At 64.4% G+C, this 18,923-nt stretch carries 18 protein-coding genes; 12 read left to right on the forward strand and 6 right to left on the reverse strand.

The annotated features are described in order from the left end of the window. The first annotated feature begins 7 nt into the window (after window positions 1-7). From JGU71_RS20970 to JGU71_RS20995, 6 genes are all read left to right on the forward strand, one after another. On the forward strand, window positions 8-1,579 hold the full coding sequence (locus JGU71_RS20970) for an alpha/beta hydrolase (protein ID WP_199706243.1): 1,572 nt from the start codon (window positions 8-10) through the stop codon (window positions 1,577-1,579). A gap of 72 nt (window positions 1,580-1,651) precedes the next feature. Then, entirely contained in the window at window positions 1,652-2,986 is a 1,335-nt protein-coding gene (locus JGU71_RS20975) for a glycosyltransferase family 87 protein (RefSeq protein ID WP_199706244.1), read from the forward strand. Between the two features lie 19 nt (window positions 2,987-3,005). Beyond that, on the forward strand, window positions 3,006-3,425 hold the full coding sequence (gene msrB / locus JGU71_RS20980; RefSeq protein WP_199706245.1) for a peptide-methionine (R)-S-oxide reductase MsrB: 420 nt from the start codon (window positions 3,006-3,008) through the stop codon (window positions 3,423-3,425). Between the two features lie 140 nt (window positions 3,426-3,565). Further along, window positions 3,566-3,757 (forward strand): hypothetical protein, encoded by a 192-nt coding sequence (locus JGU71_RS20985; protein ID WP_199706246.1) that lies wholly within the window; start codon window positions 3,566-3,568, stop codon window positions 3,755-3,757. Window positions 3,758-3,889: 132 nt separating this feature from the next. Further along, window positions 3,890-4,558 carry a hypothetical protein gene (locus JGU71_RS20990; protein WP_199706247.1) on the forward strand — a complete coding sequence of 223 codons (669 nt, stop codon included), beginning with the start codon at window positions 3,890-3,892 and terminating at the stop codon, window positions 4,556-4,558. Beyond that, entirely contained in the window at window positions 4,545-5,210 is a 666-nt protein-coding gene (locus JGU71_RS20995; RefSeq protein ID WP_199706248.1) for a TetR/AcrR family transcriptional regulator, read from the forward strand. The genes JGU71_RS20990 and JGU71_RS20995 overlap by 14 nt, the downstream gene beginning before the upstream one ends. Here JGU71_RS20995 and hemQ read toward each other — a convergent pair. The 3 genes from hemQ to hemE are packed head-to-tail and all read right to left on the reverse strand — an operon-like array spanning window position 5,159 to window position 8,302. Next, window positions 5,159-5,854 carry a hydrogen peroxide-dependent heme synthase gene (hemQ, locus tag JGU71_RS21000; RefSeq protein ID WP_199706249.1) on the reverse strand — a complete coding sequence of 232 codons (696 nt, stop codon included), beginning with the start codon at window positions 5,852-5,854 and terminating at the stop codon, window positions 5,159-5,161. The genes JGU71_RS20995 and hemQ overlap by 52 nt on opposite strands. A gap of 22 nt (window positions 5,855-5,876) precedes the next feature. Next, complete coding sequence (locus JGU71_RS21005) at window positions 5,877-7,223, reverse strand: protoporphyrinogen oxidase (RefSeq protein WP_199706250.1); 1,347 nt, start codon at window positions 7,221-7,223, stop codon at window positions 5,877-5,879. Next, a complete protein-coding gene (gene hemE, locus JGU71_RS21010; RefSeq protein WP_199706251.1) occupies window positions 7,220-8,302 on the reverse strand; it encodes a uroporphyrinogen decarboxylase in 1,083 nt (360 codons plus the stop codon). The genes JGU71_RS21005 and hemE overlap by 4 nt, the downstream gene beginning before the upstream one ends. A gap of 87 nt (window positions 8,303-8,389) precedes the next feature. On the opposite strand from hemE, the gene JGU71_RS21015 reads away from it, so the two are divergent. After that, window positions 8,390-8,971 (forward strand): DUF3000 domain-containing protein, encoded by a 582-nt coding sequence (locus JGU71_RS21015; RefSeq protein WP_199706252.1) that lies wholly within the window; start codon window positions 8,390-8,392, stop codon window positions 8,969-8,971. A gap of 157 nt (window positions 8,972-9,128) precedes the next feature. On the opposite strand, the gene JGU71_RS21020 is transcribed toward JGU71_RS21015, so the two are convergent. After that, window positions 9,129-9,302, reverse strand: a complete 174-nt coding sequence (locus JGU71_RS21020) for a CsbD family protein (RefSeq protein WP_199706253.1) — start codon at window positions 9,300-9,302, stop codon at window positions 9,129-9,131. A gap of 198 nt (window positions 9,303-9,500) precedes the next feature. Here JGU71_RS21020 and JGU71_RS21025 point away from each other — a divergent pair, with 198 nt between their 5' ends. Then, window positions 9,501-10,919 carry a WS/DGAT/MGAT family O-acyltransferase gene (locus JGU71_RS21025; protein WP_199706254.1) on the forward strand — a complete coding sequence of 473 codons (1,419 nt, stop codon included), beginning with the start codon at window positions 9,501-9,503 and terminating at the stop codon, window positions 10,917-10,919. On the opposite strand, the gene JGU71_RS21030 is transcribed toward JGU71_RS21025, so the two are convergent. After that, window positions 10,864-11,709 carry an alpha/beta fold hydrolase gene (locus JGU71_RS21030; protein ID WP_199706255.1) on the reverse strand — a complete coding sequence of 282 codons (846 nt, stop codon included), beginning with the start codon at window positions 11,707-11,709 and terminating at the stop codon, window positions 10,864-10,866. The genes JGU71_RS21025 and JGU71_RS21030 overlap by 56 nt on opposite strands. A gap of 97 nt (window positions 11,710-11,806) precedes the next feature. Here JGU71_RS21030 and JGU71_RS21035 point away from each other — a divergent pair, with 97 nt between their 5' ends. After that, window positions 11,807-13,111 (forward strand): ribonuclease D, encoded by a 1,305-nt coding sequence (locus tag JGU71_RS21035; protein ID WP_199706256.1) that lies wholly within the window; start codon window positions 11,807-11,809, stop codon window positions 13,109-13,111. Between the two features lie 13 nt (window positions 13,112-13,124). On the opposite strand, the gene dxs is transcribed toward JGU71_RS21035, so the two are convergent. Beyond that, window positions 13,125-14,999 carry a 1-deoxy-D-xylulose-5-phosphate synthase gene (gene dxs, locus JGU71_RS21040; RefSeq protein WP_199706257.1) on the reverse strand — a complete coding sequence of 625 codons (1,875 nt, stop codon included), beginning with the start codon at window positions 14,997-14,999 and terminating at the stop codon, window positions 13,125-13,127. Window positions 15,000-15,143: 144 nt separating this feature from the next. On the opposite strand from dxs, the gene glsA reads away from it, so the two are divergent. The 3 genes from glsA (at window position 15,144) to JGU71_RS21055 (ending at window position 18,923) form a co-directional block, all read left to right on the forward strand. Next, window positions 15,144-16,970: a glutaminase A gene (glsA, locus tag JGU71_RS21045; protein WP_199706258.1), complete on the forward strand. Its 1,827-nt coding sequence runs from the start codon at window positions 15,144-15,146 to the stop codon at window positions 16,968-16,970. A gap of 121 nt (window positions 16,971-17,091) precedes the next feature. Next, window positions 17,092-18,072, forward strand: a complete 981-nt coding sequence (locus JGU71_RS21050) for an ATP-binding cassette domain-containing protein (RefSeq protein ID WP_199706259.1) — start codon at window positions 17,092-17,094, stop codon at window positions 18,070-18,072. Continuing rightward, on the forward strand, window positions 18,069-18,923 hold the full coding sequence (locus JGU71_RS21055) for an ABC transporter permease (RefSeq protein WP_199706260.1): 855 nt from the start codon (window positions 18,069-18,071) through the stop codon (window positions 18,921-18,923). The genes JGU71_RS21050 and JGU71_RS21055 overlap by 4 nt, the downstream gene beginning before the upstream one ends.

Raw genomic sequence — 18,923 nt, forward strand, 5'->3', positions numbered from 1 at the left:
GTGCACTATGCGCTCGACACGCTTGGCGGCCGTCCTCGGGATGATTGTCGCGCTCTGCTGCGCCTGTGGCGTCGGCCCGTCCGATCGTCCGGTCGTCGCGACCGAACGCGACAGCCAGGGTTCGGGTGGCGACAACTCGACGTCGACGCCGCCGCCGGAAAACCCGCTGCCCGCGTTGGAGAAGCCGAAAACCGATCTCGAATGGCGGGATTGCACTCGCGCCCTACTCGAAGTGTTCGGCCTCGGCGCCGGACCCGCCGGGCTCGTGCTCGACTGCGCGGAGTTCTCGGCCGCCATCGACAAGTCCGGAAACAATGTGTACGGCACCTTCACGGTCGGGGCGCTGCGGGCACGGCTGCCGCAGACTCCCGTCGACGCAGCACCGCTCGTACTCACCTCGGGTGCGGATCGAGCGTCGTCCGGCACGCTTGCCTCGCTCGCCATAGGTCCGGCTGCAGGCCTGCTCGCGTCGCGTCCGATCGTCGCCATCGACCGGCGCGGCATCGGCAATTCGCAGCCGATCGAATGCATCGCTCCCGAACAGCGACGCCAACTGCTCGATCTCGCCCAGTTCAGCCTGGCGGGTGAAGATGCCGCCGACGCTGTCGCAAAACTCAGCCAGGACGCGACGATCGCGTGCAAAGACTTTCTGCAGCCACAGGAACTTGCTTTCGACGCCATCCACGCCGCCGACGATCTCGAGGAACTCCGTTCGGTGTGGCAGGTCGACACACTGGCCCTGCTCGGAACCGGCAACGGCGCGAAGGTCGCGCTGAGTTACGCGGCGAAGTATCCGAAGCACGTGAGCAGGTTGATCCTCGACTCGCCCGAGGGGCTCGGCTTGGACGCGACACAGCTGACGGACCATAGGTTGCAAGGTGCCGAAGCCGCGATCACCGCGTTTGCGACTCGGTGCACGGGGTTGAACTGTGCGCTCGGACCCGACCCCCGCAAAGCGATCACAGACCTGGTGAATCGAGCCCGTGCCGGCCAGCTCGGCTCGATTTCGTCCAATGCGCTGCTGACCGCGATTTCCGGCTTCCTCGGTTCGCCGCGCGGCGATCAGCCGAGCCGGGTGACCGTACTCGCCGACACCCTCGCCTCAGCCGCAGCGGGTGAGGTGACCGCATTGCAATCGCTCATCGCCCGCGAGGAAGCGTTGACCGAGGGTGACGGTCAGTTCATCAACCGATGCAGCGACGGCCAGCAGTGGCCGCCTCCGCAGCGTGTGCGTGAGTTGCAGAAGGAGTGGGGAGAGAAGTTCCCGATCTTCGGCCCCGAGGCCGCGCTGACGATGCTCGCGTGCTCGGCATGGCCGGTAGCCCAAGCGCCCCCGGCGCCGTCCGACTTGAAGATCCCGGTGCTGGTGCTCAGCGGCGCCGCCGATCCGGTCACCGGCAACTCGGGTGTCAGCTCGGTGACCGGTGCCATCGGCAACGCGGGCGGTCAGGTGTCCGCACTCAGCTGGCAAGGCTGGGGGCACCCTGTTACCGCTCATTCCGGGTGCGCTCAGGACAGCGTCGTCGCCTACGTCAACGACGGCAAACTGCCGCCGAACGGGACCGTGTGCCCCGCCTGAGGCACTTCTGCAACCACCCCGAACGGGGTGTCTATAGGACAACCGAGTGCGCATTCGGTGTACCGTGCCCCAGTGTTCCTTAGACAACTCGAACCTCGCACCGGGCGTACGACGACCGAGGTGATCTGCTACGTCGCGTGGCCGCTCGCCATCATGACGATGTTGCATCGAGTGTTCATCAAGGCGATCAACGGCTACATCACCGACGATTTCAAGCCCGTCTATCAGGCTGCGCTCGACTTTCTCAATCATCGAGAGGTCTACTACGCGAACTTCGATTCGGTCGATCCGCACTATCTGTACGCACCGAGCGGCACTCTGCTGATCGCGCCGATGGCCGTGCTCGACCCGGAGAAGGCTCGGTGGCTGTTCATTGCGGTCAACGCACTCGCCATCGTTCTTGCGGGTTACCTGTTGCTGAAGCTCTTCGGCTACGGACTGAAATCGGTTGCCGCCCCGATCCTGCTTCTTGCGATGTTCTCGTCCGAAACCGTGACCAACACGTTGGTCTTCACCAACGTCAACGGTTGTGTGCTGCTCGGCGAAATCGTCTTCATCATGCTGTTGCTGAAGCGGCGCGACCTGTGGGCGGGTGCCGCTCTCGGATTGACGATCGCGGTCAAACCGATACTCGCGCCGTTACTGCTGATCGCGTTGGTCCGGGGGCAATGGAAGGTGTTCGTCACCGCCATCGGCGTGCCACTGGCACTCACTGCAATTGCCTGGCCGTTGTCCAAGGACCCGATGGCATTCGTCACCGAGACGGTGCCTTACCTCGGCGAATCGCGCGACTACTTCAACAGTGCCATCGTCGGAAACGCCGAGTACTACGGTCTGGCGCCATGGCTGACCTGGGGAATCCGGTTGCTGTTCGTGGCCATGGTGTTGATCTCGCTGTGGCTGCTCTACCGCTACTACCGCAACGACGAACTGTTCTTCGTCGCAACGTCGTCGGGCGTGATTCTCACCGCGTCGTGGCTGCTCGGTTCGCTCGGCCAGATGTACTACTCGATGATGCTGTTCCCGCTCCTGATGACGGTCGTGCTCAAGAATTCGGTACTGCGGAACTGGCCGGCGTGGTTGGCGATCTACGGGTTCATGTACTACGACAGTTGGCTGTCGACGCGGTTCCCCGATGTCGGTCGCCTCGCCGAATACATGAAGACCACGCTGGGCTGGAGCCTGCTCCTGCTCGTTATCTTCGCCGTGCTCGCCGATCGCTACCTCGCTGCGCGGCGGCAGGGCAGGCTCGACAAGGGCATCGATCCGTCCTACCTGCTGCCGGGTGCGGTCATCGACAAATCGGCATCGACACCCGCTGACGGGAGCACGTCCGGGACCGCTCCCACCTCGGGCGACACCGCCGTCACAGAGTTGTCAGAATCGCCGGCCCCAACCACACGCTGAAACCTATTAGCGTGGAGGCATGAGTTCCATCGAATCCAAGCCCCCCGTTCAGCTGTCCGACGACGAATGGCGCGTCAAGCTCTCTCCAGAGGAGTTCAAGGTCCTGCGACTCGCGGGTACCGAGCGGCCGTTCACCGGCGAGTACACCGACACCAAAACCGAAGGTGTGTACGCCTGCCGTGCATGTGGCGCCGAACTCTTCCGTAGTTCGGAGAAGTTCGAGTCCCACTGCGGTTGGCCGTCGTTCTTCGATCCGAAAGACTCCGACGCCGTCATCCTGAAGACCGACCGCAGCCTAGGCATGAAGCGCGTCGAGGTGGTGTGCGCGAATTGTCACAGCCACCTCGGCCACGTCTTCGAAGGCGAGGGGTACGACACCCCGACCGATCAGCGGTACTGCATCAACTCCATCTCGCTGACGTTGAAGCCCGCCGAGTAGCCGGGCGCCACTGCGGGCCGATGCACAAACCCTGCACTCCGTCGAGGGAAAGTTTCGACACGTTGGGTTTCTATCGCGACAGGGCGGGTCGAGGGACCCTCGGATGACAGCCCCACGGCTGCCACATCAGAGGAGGATCCATGGACCCGCTGCTGCTCGTTGTTCTGATCGTTGCGGCGTCGCTGCTCGTCGTCGGCTCTATGGCCGTGAGCGTTCGTCGCAGTCGTCGAGTCCGACGCGACACCGTGATCGACGGCGCCGTCATCGAAGTCGCAACCGAATACGAGTTCTTCGGCCGCATTCTGTCCGCTCTGGTCCGTGTGATCGAGTGATCCGCCGGGAACGGTGAATCTTCCATCCACGCGGTTTCATTTGGTCGACCCCATACTGACCAACCATGCGCCGTCGTGCTTCGAACGCCTCACATCTTCTATAAACCGAGCACGCGGTCTAGTATTGGGATTATGGATCAGACGTGGACTTTGCGCGTTCGAGGACACCCGGTTGCCGTCAGACCAGCTGCCGACAAGTCGATCGAACTACTCCGTGACGACACCGTCGTCGACACGCGTCGGATCCCAACCTTCGGTGCCGTGACGTTCGATCTCGATGCTGCGCGGGTCACGGTCGACGTCAGCTGGGGTACGCGGATATCGAAGGCTGTACTACGGCTCGACGGTTCCCCCGAGGACACCGAACGTGACATCGAGTTCGACCCCCCGACCGGGTCGAGGAAGGCGAGGCTCGCGGCGCTGAAACAACGCCGACCGAAGGTCTACGCCGCCAGACACATCGGGATCGCGGCAATCGAGATCATCGCCGGGGTCCTCGGTCTGAATCTGCTGCTGCGCCTGTTGCCGGACCTGAACATTCCCAAGCCCGATCTACCCGACCTGAACCTGCCGACCATTCCCCTGCCGAGCGTCGACCTGCCGGACATCTCGCTGCCAGGCTGGGTCGGAGCCATCGCAGCATCGGCGAAGTACTGGATCCCGGTTCTGATCGCGATCGGTATCGCCGCGAACGAGGTCGGTCGTCGGCAGCGAGCAGCGCAGCGAAAGCGCGACATCGCCGCCGAGGAAAGCACCGTGGCAGGGAGCACCGTGGCGGGGAGAACCGATGAGAACCGTTGACCCACAACAACATGCGAAACGACGCCTGCACATCCTCGATGCCGCGGCGGAGTGCTTCGCGGACAAAGGATTTGCGAAGACGACGACCGCGAAGATCTGCTCGACGGCGGGCATCAGTTCGGGCAGCCTGTTTCACTACTTCCCGAACAAGCAGGCGGTCTTCAACGCAATTTTCGAGCAGGACCGCTCCGACCTCGACGAATTCTTCACCGCGGCAGCACAATCCGACGACCCGTACGGTTGCGTGATCGAGTGGATCGACCACTGTGCCGAGCAGGCGCGGCTACCGATCATTGCGGGACTGATGGCGGCCGTCGTCGAGCGCTGCCACCAGGATCCCGAGTTCGCAGAGCTGGTCACCGGCACCGAGAAGCTGACGCGCGACGGGATTGCAACACTGATCGAGAACGCCGAACGCGCAGGCCAGGTCGAACCGACAGCGTCTCCGCACCTACTCGCCGGGTGGGTTCTCGTCCTCGTCGACGGCCTCTACAGCCGGCTGAGCGAACTCGGCTACGACCGCGACCTGCAGCTGAGCAGCCTGAAGTCGATGGTCGCCGACCTACTCGGCTACCGCGGTAACAGCCACAGCGAATCGGATCAGGGCAGTGCCGCAATAAGTTTGTCGATCTCGACGCGAGGGCCGGTGTAGAACGGAATCTCTTCGCGCACATGCAATCTCGCCTCGGTCGCCCGAAGTTCACGCATCAGATCGACGATTCGGTGCAGTTCGGGTGCCTCGAAAGCAAGAATCCATTCGTAATCGCCGAGCGCGAAGGAACTCACCGTGTTCGCGCGAACGTCGGCGTAGGCACGCGCGGCCTTGCCGTGATCGGCGAGCATCTTGCGACGCTCGTCGTCGGGCAGCAAATACCACTCGTAGGACCGGACGAACGGGTAGACGCAGATGTATTTACCCGGCTCCTCCCCCGTGAGAAACGCGGGAAGGTGGCTCTTGTTGAACTCCGCGGGCCGGTGCAGTGCGACGTTGCTCCAGATCGGAGCACTCGCCTTGCCGAGCACGGTCGTCCGCCGGAAATCGGCGTACGCGGCCTGCAACTCTTCGATGTTTTCCGCGTGCGTCCACAGCATGAAGTCGGCATCGGCGCGCAGACCTGCGACGTCGTAGATACCGCGGAGCACGACGCCTTTATCGGCGAGGCCTTCGAAGAAGACCTGCGCATCCTTGATCGCCGCTTCTCTGTCGTCGCCGAGTTGACCCGGCTGGACAGCAAAGACGGAGAACATCAGGTATCGGATCGTCGAATTGAGTGTCTGAAAATCTAGGCGTGCCACGCACACCATCGTGCCATGACGGCTAGTGCACAGCAGCCAGCAGGCGTGCCGCAGCGGCGGACCCCGCCGAGATGCAGGCAGGCACGCCGACCCCACGCAGGAACGCGCCAGCGACTTCCAGTCCAGCGAGGTCGGCAAGGCCCGACTCGATCTCGTCGACCCGATCGAGATGGCCGGGCAGATACTGCGGAAGACCACCGGACCAATGCTGGACAACCGCGTCGGTAGGAGTCACCGACACGCCTGTGACGGTCGCCAGATCTTCGGTCGCTGCTGCAATCAGGTCGGCATCGCCGGTATCGGCGACCGAATCGCCGTAGCGGCCGAAGGATGCCCGCACGAGTGCGACGCCACGTTCGGCGAGGTGCGGCCATTTCCGGCTGGAGAACGTGAAAGCCTTGGCGCGCAGACTTTCTCCGGTCGCAACAAGTACGCCGGAATGCTGCGGAAGGTCGGCGCCTGCAGGCAGTGCCAGCGCTACGAGCGCCGACGACGCCAGCGGTATCGCAGCCGCAGCGGACGCCGCAGCAGGTGCGACGACCGCGAGCAACCGTCCGATCGTCTGCGCAGGCAGGGCAAGGACGACCCCGTCGAAGCTACCCAGCGGCTCGAGCTGCCAGCTTGTCCCGATCCGTTCGATCGAGCGCACGGTCATGCCGAGTTCGAGTACCGGATCGGCGGCAGCGAGCAACGCGTCGAGCAGCACCGCATAGCCGTCGCGGATCCCACCGAACACCGGACCGGCCAACGGCGGCGGCAGCGCCAACCGGACCGCTTCGGTGAGGCTGCTCGCGCCCGAATCGAGAGCTGCAGCCAAGGTAGGCAGCGCTGCCCGCACGCCGATCGACGACGACAGTCCCGAGTACACGCCGCCAAGCAGCGGATCGACGGATCGTCGCACGACCTGCTCGCCGAACCGCTCGGCGACGAGAGACCCGACGTCGATATCGCTGGCGCGGTCCCAACGCAACGGCGTCGCGGGTTCGGCGTCGATCCTCGCCAGCGTCGCGTCGTCGACAAGTCCTTCGACCGCGGCGCGGCCGGAAGGAATTCCCATCAACGTCTCGGTCGGCAGCGGGTGCAGGGCACCGCCTGCCCAGACGAGCGGTCGGAGTCCGGCGGGATGGACGAGTTGATCAGCGATGCCGAGCTCCGCGAGCAGGGCTGGAACCTCGGGTCGGCGGCCGACGAACGCCTCGGCGCCGATGTCGATGACGCCGTCGGCGAGTGGCACGGTCCGGAGTTTTCCGCCGATTCGCTCCGCTGCCTCGACAAGGGTGATGGTCGCGGCGGGGCCCAATGCCTGCCGCAGCCGATACGCCGCGACCAGACCGGAGATGCCGGCCCCGACGACGGCAACGGACGTCACAACGAGTGCACCAACTCCACCGTCGCCGTGATCACCCCGGGATCGGTCTTCGGGAGCACCCCATGCCCGAGATTGAAGATGTGCCCGGTTGCGCCGAGGGTCATCGCTTCGTCTCCCTCGGCGACGATCCGGCGCACCTCGTTTTCGATCGACTCGGCGCCCGCGAACAGCACGGCCGAATCGAGGTTGCCCTGCAGAGCTTTCCCCGGTCCGACACGTCGCGCCGCATCCGGAAGCGGAATCCGCCAATCGACACCGACGACGTCGGCGCCCGCCTCACCCATCGATCCGAGCAACTCTCCGGTTCCGACACCGAAGTGGATCTTCGGAACTCCCGAGGCAGCCAACTCGGCGAAGACGCGTTCACTGTGCGGCAGGACGAACTCGCGGTAGTTGGCGAGTGACAGCGTGCCCGCCCACGAGTCGAAGAGTTGGATCGCGTCGACGCCGGCGTTCACCTGCGTCTGCAAGAACGTGATGGTGATATCCGCAAGTCGACCAAGCAGCGCATTCCAGGTTTCGGGATCGCTGTGCATCAGCGCCTTGGTGCGCTCCAGATTGCGACTCGGACCACCCTCGATGAGGTAGGACGCCAACGTGAACGGTGCGCCGGCAAAACCGATCAGCGCGGTGTCGTCCAGTTCGGTGGTGAGAAGCGCGATGGCTTCGGCTATCGCACCGACCTCGCTCGGGTCCAGCGTAGGCAAGGCAGCGACGTCGGCCTTCGATCGGATCGGATTCGCGACGACAGGACCGACACCTGCGACGATGTCGAGGTCGATACCCGCGGCTTTCAGCGGCACGACGATGTCGGAGAAGAGGATCGCGGCGTCGACGCGGTGCCGACGGATCGGCTGCATCGTGATCTCGCAGACCAGATCAGGGGTGAAGCACGACTCCAACATCCCCACATCTGCCCGGATCGCGCGGTACTCCGGCAGCGATCGACCGGCCTGTCGCATGAACCAGACAGGTCGGTGGCTGGGAGTTTGCCCCGTCGCGGCTGCCAGAAACGGCGAATCCGTCAGCTGCCGACGTGTGGGGTAACCAGCGGTATGCCCGCGCTGAACGGGGCTCATATCTGCATCTCGCTCATCACCGTCATGCTCTCATGACTCGGCGCGCCTCCATGCGCGGGCTGGCGTGCGGGTCTACCGTGCGACTTTGTGACGACGTCCGGATCCGCCGCTGAACCGGCACCTTTTCGTGCCGCAGTCGATGCGATGGGTGCTGCGACCGTCCACCCCGGCATCGAATTGGGCCCGATTCGCCCGCCGCAGCGCCTTGCGCCGTTCTCCTACGCGATCGGCGCAGAGGTCAAACACGTCGAGACAGAGGTCGTCCCCGAGCAGTCGGAGGGCGACGCGTTCGGCCGCCTGATTCTGCTGTACGACCCCAACGGCGACGAAGCCTGGAACGGCACGCTGCGGTTGGTCGCCTACATTCAGGCCGACGTCGATGCCTCACTCGCAGGCGATCCGCTGCTGCCGGAAGTGGCCTGGAGTTGGCTCGTCGACGCGCTGGAAGCACGAAACGAACCACTGAACGCGCTCGGCGGGACGGTGACCGCGACGAGTTCGGTCCGCTACGGCGATATCGCGGGTCCGCCGCGGGCGCATCAACTGGAACTTCGCGCGTCCTGGACGCCGACCACGGTCGAACTTGCGAGTCATGTCGAGGCATTCGGCGAGGTCCTCGCCTATGCGGCGGGCCTGCCACCTGCGGGAATTACGGAACTGAGGGCCTGACGGCCTCGTGAGTCTTTTCGGAGGGCGGGCCCACCGAAAGGACTCACGAGCGGCGTAGCCGCACGAAAAAGCGGGCGAAGACATCGTCGTCTCCGCCCGCTCCTGCGCAACGCCTCCGGCTTGTCGAGCTCCGGCCGGAGTCCGCTACTCGAAAGTCTTAGTTCTTGAACGCGTCTTTGACGTTTTCGCCGGCGTCCTTGAGGCTGGACTTGGTCTGGTCCGTCTTGCCTTCACGCTCGGTGCTCTTGTCACCGGTCACCTTGCCGAAAGCTTCCTTCGCCTTGCCGGAAACGTCTTCGGCTGCATTCTTGGCCTTGTCGATTGCACTCACTGGTGAATCCTCCTCGCTTTGTGGCAACCCCTGCCGTACTGCGGGGCATGCAGAACGAATACCCGTAGCTGCAACCGCTAAACACACACAATCCGAAGTCGAACTTTTTCGTCGGGTTCTGTGGGACGTTTCAGGTGTCTCACCACGCATTTTGCCGTTTCGATAGCGCAAAACTAGAACACGTTCTAGTATGTCTGCATGGAACGCCTCAGCGGCTTGGATGCCAGCTTCCTCTACATGGAAACGTCGACGCAGTTACTGCACGTCTGCGGATTGATCGAACTCGACCCGTCGACGATTCCGGACGGCTATTCCTTCGACGCACTCAAGCACGAACTCGGTGCTCGCGCGCGCACGATCCCCACATTTCGCAGGAAACTCCAAGATTCGGCGTTCAACCTCGATCACCCGGTATGGGTCGACGACACCGACTTCGATATCGACCGGCACTGCCATCGCGTCGCCGTTCCTGCGCCCGGAGACCGTGCAACCCTCGCCGAACTGTGTGGTCACATCGCGAGCCAACCGCTCGACCGCAGCCGACCGCTGTGGGAAATGTGGATCATCGAGGGACTGGAAGACGGTCGCATCGCCGTCATGTCGAAGATGCACCACGCAGGTGTCGACGGCATCACCGGCGCCAACGTGATGTCGCAACTGTGCGGGTTGGAACCCGACGCACCGACGCCGGCAGACTCGGGCACGGCCTCGATCGGCGGAGCAAGCTCGGCCGAGATCGCGGTTGGGGGGCTGTTCGCCTACGCGTCGCGTCCGATCAAATTCTTGAAGGTACTACCGACCGCTTTGACTGTGCCGCAATGGATTTCGCGCGCCCGCCGCGGCGAAGCAATGCCGGCGCCGTTCACGGCCCCGCGCACCTCGTTCAACGGAACCATCACGGGCCACCGCAGCATCGCCTACTCGCAACTCGATCTCGCGAAGGTCAAACTCGTCAAGAACACCTTCGGCGCAAAGGTCAACGACGTCGTGCTGACACTCGTCGCGAGCGCATTGCGGATGTACCTCGAGGACCGCGGCGAACTGCCCGACTCCTCACTCGTCGCCGTCGTACCCGTCTCGGTCCACGCCAAGTCGAACCGGCCGGGCACCAACAAGGTGTCGAGCATGTTCTCCCAATTGCGGACCGACATCGACGATCCGGTCGAGCGGCTGCAAGCCATCGCCGAGGCCAACGTGGTATCGAAGCTGCACCAGGAAGCACTCGACGCCAACATGCTGCAGGACTGGACGCAGTTCGCGGGCCCGGCGACCTTCGGCGTCGCGATGCGGCTCTACGCCAAGCTGCGGCTAGCCGACCGACATCCGGTGATCCACAACCTCGTCGTGTCCAACGTCCCCGGACCGCCGGTCCCGCTGTACTTCCTCGGCGCCCGCGTCACCGGCATGTACCCGCTCGGGCCCGTCTTCCACGGCGCGGGTCTGACCATCACGGTGCTGTCGCTGGAGAAGCACCTCAACGTCGGTCTCATCGCGTGCTCCGAACTCGCGCCCAATCTCTGGTCGCTCGCCGATGCCTTCCCCGAAGCTCTCGACGAACTTGTCAAAGCCGCGCGCGCGAAAGCACGGAAGCGCAAGCCGGCATCAGCCCAGAACTGAACACCTCCGCCTCCATGACACACGAGGCGTGGCCGCAATCGACTTCGTAGGAGGACGCACCGGCGATCTGCCGCGCCAGCCACCGCTGCCGCTCCGGTTTGATCGCACGATCGCGAGCGGTCACGACGACCGAGGTCGGCACATCGATATCGCCGACCCACGCACTCGAATCGAACTTGCCGATCGCTGCGGTCGCAGCCGCCATGGCACCGTAGCGAGTCTGCCGGAATTGCTCGAGTGCCCATTTTCGATCGGTGAGCAGCGCCCCACCGTCCACGCCGGGAAGCGCACCTGCGCCCAGGTTCAACGCACCGACAGCCCGACCGAAGGCGTCCATGAAGATCCGCTCCCGCCGGACGCCACGGAAACTCGACGCAGCTGCGCACAGCACCAGTCCGGCAAGTCGATCGCGATGTTGTTTCCACACCAGCTGACCTATCAGCGACCCCATCGAATAGCCAACGGCGACAAAGCGATCCACGTCGAGATAGTCGGCAACCGCGGCCACGTCGTCGGCGCAGTCCGCCAGTGCGAAACGCGGCGAACGAATGCCTCGGCCGTGCCAGCGCTGATCGAACACGACGACGCGACCTTTGCGCGAAAGCCGCTCGAATACCGGGTACCACGTGAGGATGCCGGTGCACGTCAGCGAATGCAGCAGGATCATCGTCGGTCGGTCGCTCGCGCTGTCGTCGGAGTCGATCAGGTAGGTACTGCCCCTGCCGGGCAGCTCGATCATCGAGCCCGTTGGGACGGTACCGACGGGTGCGATCGTCGCGAGGTTCACCATGTCCGCCATCGTAACTAGAACACGTTCTAGATGCACGGGTTCGTCGGAACCCGAGGGGGCTTCGGCCCGACCGCGGGGCAACGTAAGGTTCACGTCTATGTCAGACACCAGCAGCACGCTCGACGGCGAGCCCGATACGCCGGCTTCGGTGCCACTGCTGGTGCCCGCCGACGGCGTTCCCGCCGTGCTCACGACAGCCGACGAGATCGCCGCTGCAGCACAGCGTCTCGCGACCGGTACCGGGCCCCTCGCCGTGGACGCAGAGCGTGCCTCCGGCTTCCGCTACTCCAGTCGCGCGTATCTGATTCAGCTGCGGCGAGCAGGGGTCGGCACCATCCTCGTCGACCCCATTCCGACCGCGAACGATCTGGAACCCCTCGCCGAGGCGATCAACGAGCTCGAATGGGTCCTGCATTCGGCCGACCAGGATCTGCCCGGCCTCGCCGAACTCGGCCTGCGCCCGGCGCGACTGTTCGACACCGAACTGGCGGGGCGTCTGGCCGGTTTCGAACGCGTCGGACTTGCGGCAATCGTCGAGCGGACCCTCGGCCTCGAGTTGCGTAAAGGCCACGGCGCAGCGGACTGGTCGACCCGACCCCTCCCGCCGGAATGGCTGAACTACGCGGCTCTCGATGTCGAGGTACTGCTCGAGCTGCGGGACAAGATGGCCGAAGAGCTTGCGGCACAAGGTAAGACGGACTGGGCGGCGCAAGAGTTCGAACATGTCCGGACCCAGGGTCCGCCGACGCCGAAACCGGACCGCTGGCGCCGGACCTCACAGATTCACACGCTGAAAAAGGCGCGCCAACTGGCCACGGTCAGGTCGCTGTGGCAGGCGCGCGACGAATACGCAGCGTCCCGCGATGTCGCGCCAGGCCGGGTACTGCCCGATGCGGCGATCATCTCCGCTGCCATCGCCGACCCGACGTCGATCGAAGATCTCCGTCGACTCCCCATCTTCGGTGGGCCGCGACAGCGCAAATCCTCGCGCTTGTGGCTCGACGCCGTCCGCGCGGCACGCGCGCTCCCCGAGAGCCAATTGCCGCCGACGAGTCAACCGTTCACCGGTCCGCCGCCGATCAACCGATGGGCACGCCGCAACCCCGAGGCAGCCGCGCGGCTCACCGCGGCACGCGCAGCGATGTCGAAGGTCAGCGAAAGCGTTGCCGTCCCGGTGGAAAATCTGCTGCTCCCCGACCTGCTGCGTCGCCTGTGCTGGGACGGGATCGCACCGTCGACAGACGATCTCGAAACCGCTGTCGACGACTTCCTCGCAGCAGGCGGCGCGAGAGGATGGCAGCGTGAACTGGCCGTGCCCGTGCTCGCCGCCGCGTTGGCCGAAGCAGCGGCAGCACCTACCGAGACGCCAACGGAGACCGAACCGGGGCCGATCGAAGCCTGAGGCTTCGCCTGGGTCAGGCCCCTGCTGCGAAACCGGCGATACGGCGAACGATGTCGTCGACAGACAGGCCCAGTTCGGCGAGCACTTGAGCACGCGAGGCGTGGTCGAGGAAGCGCTGCGGCACACCGAGATCCCGGCACGGGACGTCCACGCCCGCGGCACGCATGACGGCCGAGACCGTGGACCCGATGCCGCCATGGACACCGCTGTCTTCCAGGGTCACGACCAGTCCGAAGTCTTCGGCCAGCTTGACGATCGCCTCAGGAATCGGAAGCACCCACCGCGGATCGACGACCGCGACCGAGACACCCTGTTCGGCGAGCCGATCCGCAGTCTCGCAGGCAAGCGAGGCGAAAGGTCCGACAGCGACGATGAGGACGTCACCTGTCGAGCCCTCCGGCATGCGCAGCACGTCGACGCCGTCGATCCGGTCGATGGCCTCGATGCTCTCGACCACCGCGCCCTTCGGGAAGCGAATCGCCGTCGGTCCGTCGTTGACGGCCAGCGCCTCGGCAAGTTCTTCGCGCAGCGTGACCGCATCGCGTGGAGCCGCAACGCGCATACCGGGCACGATTCCGAGCAGCGACAGATCCCAGACGCCGTTGTGGCTCGCGCCGTCGGGACCAGTCACACCGGCTCGGTCGAGTACGAGCGTCACCGGCAACTTGAGCAGCGCGACGTCCATCAGCAACTGGTCGAAGGCACGATTGAGGAAGGTCGAGTAGATCGCAACGACGGGATGCATGCCGCCGAGCGCGAGTCCGGCAGCCGAGGCGACAGCCTGCTGTTCGGCGATACCGACGTCGAAGAAGCGGTCCGGGAAACGATTGCCGAACGCTGCGAGTCCGGTCGGGCCTGCCATCGCGGCAGTGATGGCGACGATGTCTTTACGGCGCTGCGCCTGCTCGATCAGTTCGGCAGAGAACACCGACGTCCAGTCCGGCGCAGCCGTACTCGTCGCGATGCCCGTCAGCGGATCGATGACACCACAGGCGTGCATCTGGTCGGCTTCGTGATTCTCCGCGGGCGGGTAGCCCATGCCCTTACGTGTGACCGTGTGGACGATCACGGGTCCGCCGAAGTCTTTCGCTCGTCGCAATGCGGCTTCGAGCGCGGCCTCGTCGTGACCGTCGACCGGTCCGAGGTACTTGATGCCCAGATCGGTGAAGAGCACCTGAGGGCTCATCGCGTCCTTGAGGCCGACTTTGATGCCGTGCAGCACCGAGTAGGTCGAGACGCCGACCCACGGAATTCGCTGCAGGAAGCGGCGACCACCGTCGAGAATGCGCTCGTACTCGGGTTGGAGCCGAAGTGCGGCAAGTCGGTCGGCGAGGCCACCGATCGTCGGAGCGTAGGACCGTCCGTTGTCGTTGACGACGATCACCACCGACCGATCCTTGCCTGCGGCGATGTTGTTGAGAGCCTCCCAACACATGCCACCGGTCAACGCGCCGTCGCCGACGACCGCGACGACGTGGCGGTCCTGGCCGAGCAGCTGAAAGGCCTTCGCGAGTCCGTCCGCGTAGGACAACGATGCCGAGGCGTGCGACGACTCCACCCAGTCGTGGCTGCTCTCGGCTCTGCTCGGATAGCCGGACAGTCCGCCGCGTGTACGCAGCGAGTCGAACTTGTCCTTGCGACCGGTCAGGATCTTGTGGACGTACGCCTGATGCCCGGTGTCGAAGATCAATGCGTCCTCGGGAGATTCGAAAACCCGGTGGATCGCAAGAGTCAGTTCGACGACGCCGAGGTTCGGACCGAGGTGGCCGCCGGTCGCGGAGACCTTCTGGACCAAGAAATCGCGGATCTCCGAGGCAAGCTCGGTCAGCTCATCTCGTGTGAGCCCACGCAAATCTGCGGGCTGGTCGACCCGGGCAAGAACACCCAACGAACTGCTCCCTCCGGACGCACCTTGACTACGTACCAAGTCTACGGAGCCTCATGTGTACCCGATGCGCTCGACGAGCGCGTCCACCCATTATGCCGGACAATAGTGAGAAGGCTCATAGGCAGCTTCGCCTAAGGTTCGACCATGCCGAATGTAGTCGACGACATCGTCGCCGAGGTCGCCGCGCTGTGCCGAGAGAACCGCGACGGAGCGGTCGCCGACTACATCCCGGAACTGGCGTCGGTGCCCGCGGACGAGTTCGCGCTCTGCATCGCAACCACCGATGGCTACGTCTACGAATCAGGTTCTGCACGAACCGAATTCACGATTCAATCGATCTCCAAACCGTTCACCTACGGCCTTGCCCTCGCCGACAACGGACCAGCCGCGGTAGCCGCGAAAGTCGACGTCGAACCGTCCGGCGAACCGTTCAACGAGATCAGTCTCGACCCGGTCACCGAGCGTCCACGCAACCCCATGATCAACGCCGGAGCCATCACCTCGGCCGCCCTGATTCACGGCGCCGATGTCGCGGAAAGATTCGAACGAATCAGAAGATGTTATTCGCGTTACGCCGGGCGCGAACTGACGATGAACGACGCCGTCTACCTCTCCGAAGCGAAGACCGGACACCGAAATCGCGCCATCGGGCACATGCTGCGGTCGTTCGGCATCGTCACGGGCAACCCCGACGACGCCGTCGATCTGTACTTCCGCCAGTGCTCGATCGACGTCACCTGTCGCGACCTGGCACTGATGGCGGCGACCATGGCGAACAACGGAATCAATCCGGTGACCCACGAGCGCGCCCTGGCAACCGAGCAGATCGAACGGGTGCTCAGCGTGATGACGACCTGCGGGATGTACGACGCGGCGGGCGATTGGGTCGCGCGCGTGGGCCTGCCTGCCAAGAGCGGCGTCGGCGGTGGTGTGCTTGCCGTGCTGCCCGGCCAGATCGGGATCGCGGTGTACTCGCCGCGACTCGATGCACATGGCAACAGCGTGCGGGGCGTGCAGGCGTGCAGCGAGCTGTCCAAGCGACTGGAACTGCACTTCATGCACGTCACGCGTGCCGCACGATCCGCGATTCGGTCGCAATACACGATCGCCGAGGCGCCGTCGCGGCTACGCCGCACCGACACCGAACGGACCACCCTCTCGCAGTTCGGCAACCGCGCACGCATCTACGAGTTGCACGGCGACCTGTTGTTCGCGGGCGCCGAAACCGCGGTCCGTGAGATCACCGATCACGGCGACGACCTCGATGCTGTTGTCATCGACATTCGCCGCGTCGACGACGTCAGCGCCGTCGCCAACCGAATGATCGCCGACATGCAGGCAGCGCTGACCGATCGCGGCTGTCGAACCGCGCTAGTCGATCCCGACGGGTTGCTCGGGCGAACGACGTCGAGCGTGCTGATCGACGATCCGGACGGTCGCGTATTCGTCGATATCGACGCCGCAGCGCAGTGGTGCGAAGACGTCGTGCTCGACAGATATTGCTTCGTGGATCGCCAACCGAAGAAGGTCGACCTAGCGCGACACCCACTGCTTGCGACGCTGACCTCCGAGCAGTTCGAACGATTCGCCTTGGAGATCGAACGGCGCACGTTCGCGCGAGGTGAGGTCGTCGTCCGGCGAGGTGAGCAGGCCAGCGGAATTCACTTCCTCCTCGAAGGCCAGATCAGTTCCACTCTGACCGATGCACAAGGCAGGACCAGGCGGGTCGCGACGCTGTCCCCCGGCATGTCGTTCGGTGAGATGGCACTGTTGGTCGGGGAGCCCTACCTGTACGACGTTCGGGCCGACTCCGCGGTTCAGCTTGCGGTCCTGCCTGCCGAACGCTTCGCCGATCTGACGGCGTCGGCACCGGAACTGAAGTTGGCGCTGTTGGAACGCCTTGCCGCGGGAGCGTACGCCCAGATGGACTCGGCGATCCGGTCGATCGCGCTGCGGTCGGGCGGTTTCTGAAGACTCCGTGGCGTGGACGCACGGCAAATGTATACGATGTCAACAAGTTCTCATTTGTCCTATTTTCTGTCGGTGGCGAGTGAGAGGCTAGGGACCTGGCACACGAGAGGGGCGGACGACCATGAGCAGTCTCGCGATCGAAACCGAAGGGTTGATCAAACGCTTCGGATCCAACACAGCGGTCGACGGTGTCGACCTCGCCGTGCAACGCGGCGGGGTCTACGGGGTTCTCGGGCCGAACGGTGCGGGTAAGACGACCACGATCCGCATGCTTGCGACTTTGCTCGCGATCGACGGCGGCCGCGCGACGGTGCTCGGCCACGACGTGGCGACCGAAGCGGAAGAGGTCCGCGGAAAGGTTGCTCTCACCGGACAATTCGCATCACTCGACGAAGATCTGTCGGGTACGGAAAATTTGGTTCTGCTCTCCCGGCTCTACGGCTACTCGTTCCCGGCGGCCCGCGCACGCGCAGAGCAGCTGCTCACGGCGTTCGATCTCGTCGAAGCCGGACCCCGCCAGGTCAAGACCTTCTCGGGTGGCATGCGCCGCCGCATGGATATCGCGGCGAGCATCATCGTCACCCCGGAACTGATCTTCCTCGACGAGCCGACCACCGGGCTCGATCCCCGCAGCCGAAATCAGGTCTGGGAAATCATTCGGGCTCTCGTTGCAGGCGGAACGACCGTCTTGCTCACCACGCAGTACCTCGACGAAGCCGACCAACTCGCCGATCGCGTCGCGGTGATCGACCGAGGCAAAGTCATCGCCGAAGGCACAACGGGCGAACTCAAAGCGTCGGTCGGTGCGAGCGCGCTGCATGTCAGGGTTGCCGACAATGCTCGGCGCGGCGACGCCGCACACCTGCTGCGAAATCTGCTCGGCGTCGACGTTGTCGAAGAATCCGATCCCGCCGCTCTCACCGCGCGAGTCGACGATCCGCTCGTCGTCGCGACCGCACTTCCGGCACTCCACGAGGCGGGCATCGCTGTCACGACGTTCGCACTCGGCCAGCCGAGTCTCGACGAGGTGTTCCTCGCCCTGACCGGTAAACACGCCGATCCCGAACCCGAGCTCGACGACCTGAAGGAGACGGCGCGATGACCGCCACCAAATCCGCGGGCGCCTCGCCTTCGTCACCGTCGGCTCCTGCCCTCACCGTTGCCGATGTCCTGCAATCGGGGCCACGTCCACCTGCACCCGGACCACTGTCCACATCGCTGTCGTTCGCATGGCGGGCATTGCTCAAGATCAAACACGTCCCCGAGCAACTCTTCGACGTGACGATGTTTCCGATCATGTTCACGCTGATGTTCACCTATCTCTTCGGCGGCGCACTCGCGGGATCGACCAACGCATACATCCAATATCTGCTGCCCGGGATCCTTGTGCAGACCATCGTCATGATCACGATGTACACCGGGCTGACCATCAACAAAGACATCGAGAAAGGTGTCTTCGATCGGTTCCGTTCGCTGCCGATCTGGCGCCCGTCCCCGCTGGTGGGAGCGCTGTTCGGCGATGTCGTGCGCTACATCATCGCCATCACGGTTTCGCTCGTCCTCGGCCTGATCATCGGCTTCCGTCCGCAGGGCGGAGTGTTGGGTGTTCTCGCAGCCGCCGGCCTGCTGTTGATGTTCTCGTTCAGCATCTCCTGGATCTGGACGATGTTCGCGATGTTCCTCCGGACCGAGCAGGCGGTGATGGGGGTCAGCATGTTCATCCTGTTCCCGCTGACCTTCGCGAGCAACATCTTCGTCGACCCGGTGACCATGCCGGGCTGGCTGCAGGCATTTGTAAAGGTCAACCCCATCAGCCATCTCGTCACTGCGACGCGCGGGCTGATGCAGGGAACGACGGAAATTCGCGATATGGCCGCGGTGTTCGGCTGGAGTGCGTTCTTCGTCCTCGTCTTCGGCACGGTCACCATGCGGCTCTACAACAAGAAGAGCTGA

Origin of the sequence: Antrihabitans stalagmiti, from assembly GCF_016482825.1 — a bacterium.
In the GTDB taxonomy this organism is placed as follows: Bacteria; Actinomycetota; Actinomycetes; order Mycobacteriales; family Mycobacteriaceae; genus Antrihabitans; species Antrihabitans stalagmiti.

Bases quoted from the DNA above. Each gene is read 5' to 3' on its own strand.
- JGU71_RS20970 (WP_199706243.1), top strand. From the start codon at position 8: ATGCGCTCGACACGCTTGGCGGCCGTCCTCGGGATGATTGTCGCGCTC.
- msrB (WP_199706245.1), top strand. From the start codon at position 3,006: ATGAGTTCCATCGAATCCAAGCCCCCCGTTCAGCTGTCCGACGACGAA.
- JGU71_RS20985 (WP_199706246.1), top strand. From the start codon at position 3,566: ATGGACCCGCTGCTGCTCGTTGTTCTGATCGTTGCGGCGTCGCTGCTC.
- JGU71_RS20990 (WP_199706247.1), top strand. From the start codon at position 3,890: ATGGATCAGACGTGGACTTTGCGCGTTCGAGGACACCCGGTTGCCGTC.
- JGU71_RS20995 (WP_199706248.1), top strand. From the start codon at position 4,545: ATGAGAACCGTTGACCCACAACAACATGCGAAACGACGCCTGCACATC.
- hemE (WP_199706251.1), bottom strand. From the start codon at position 8,302: ATGAGCCCCGTTCAGCGCGGGCATACCGCTGGTTACCCCACACGTCGG.
- JGU71_RS21025 (WP_199706254.1), top strand. From the start codon at position 9,501: ATGGAACGCCTCAGCGGCTTGGATGCCAGCTTCCTCTACATGGAAACG.
- JGU71_RS21030 (WP_199706255.1), bottom strand. From the start codon at position 11,709: ATGGTGAACCTCGCGACGATCGCACCCGTCGGTACCGTCCCAACGGGC.
- JGU71_RS21035 (WP_199706256.1), top strand. From the start codon at position 11,807: ATGTCAGACACCAGCAGCACGCTCGACGGCGAGCCCGATACGCCGGCT.
- glsA (WP_199706258.1), top strand. From the start codon at position 15,144: ATGCCGAATGTAGTCGACGACATCGTCGCCGAGGTCGCCGCGCTGTGC.
- JGU71_RS21050 (WP_199706259.1), top strand. From the start codon at position 17,092: ATGAGCAGTCTCGCGATCGAAACCGAAGGGTTGATCAAACGCTTCGGA.
- JGU71_RS21055 (WP_199706260.1), top strand. From the start codon at position 18,069: ATGACCGCCACCAAATCCGCGGGCGCCTCGCCTTCGTCACCGTCGGCT.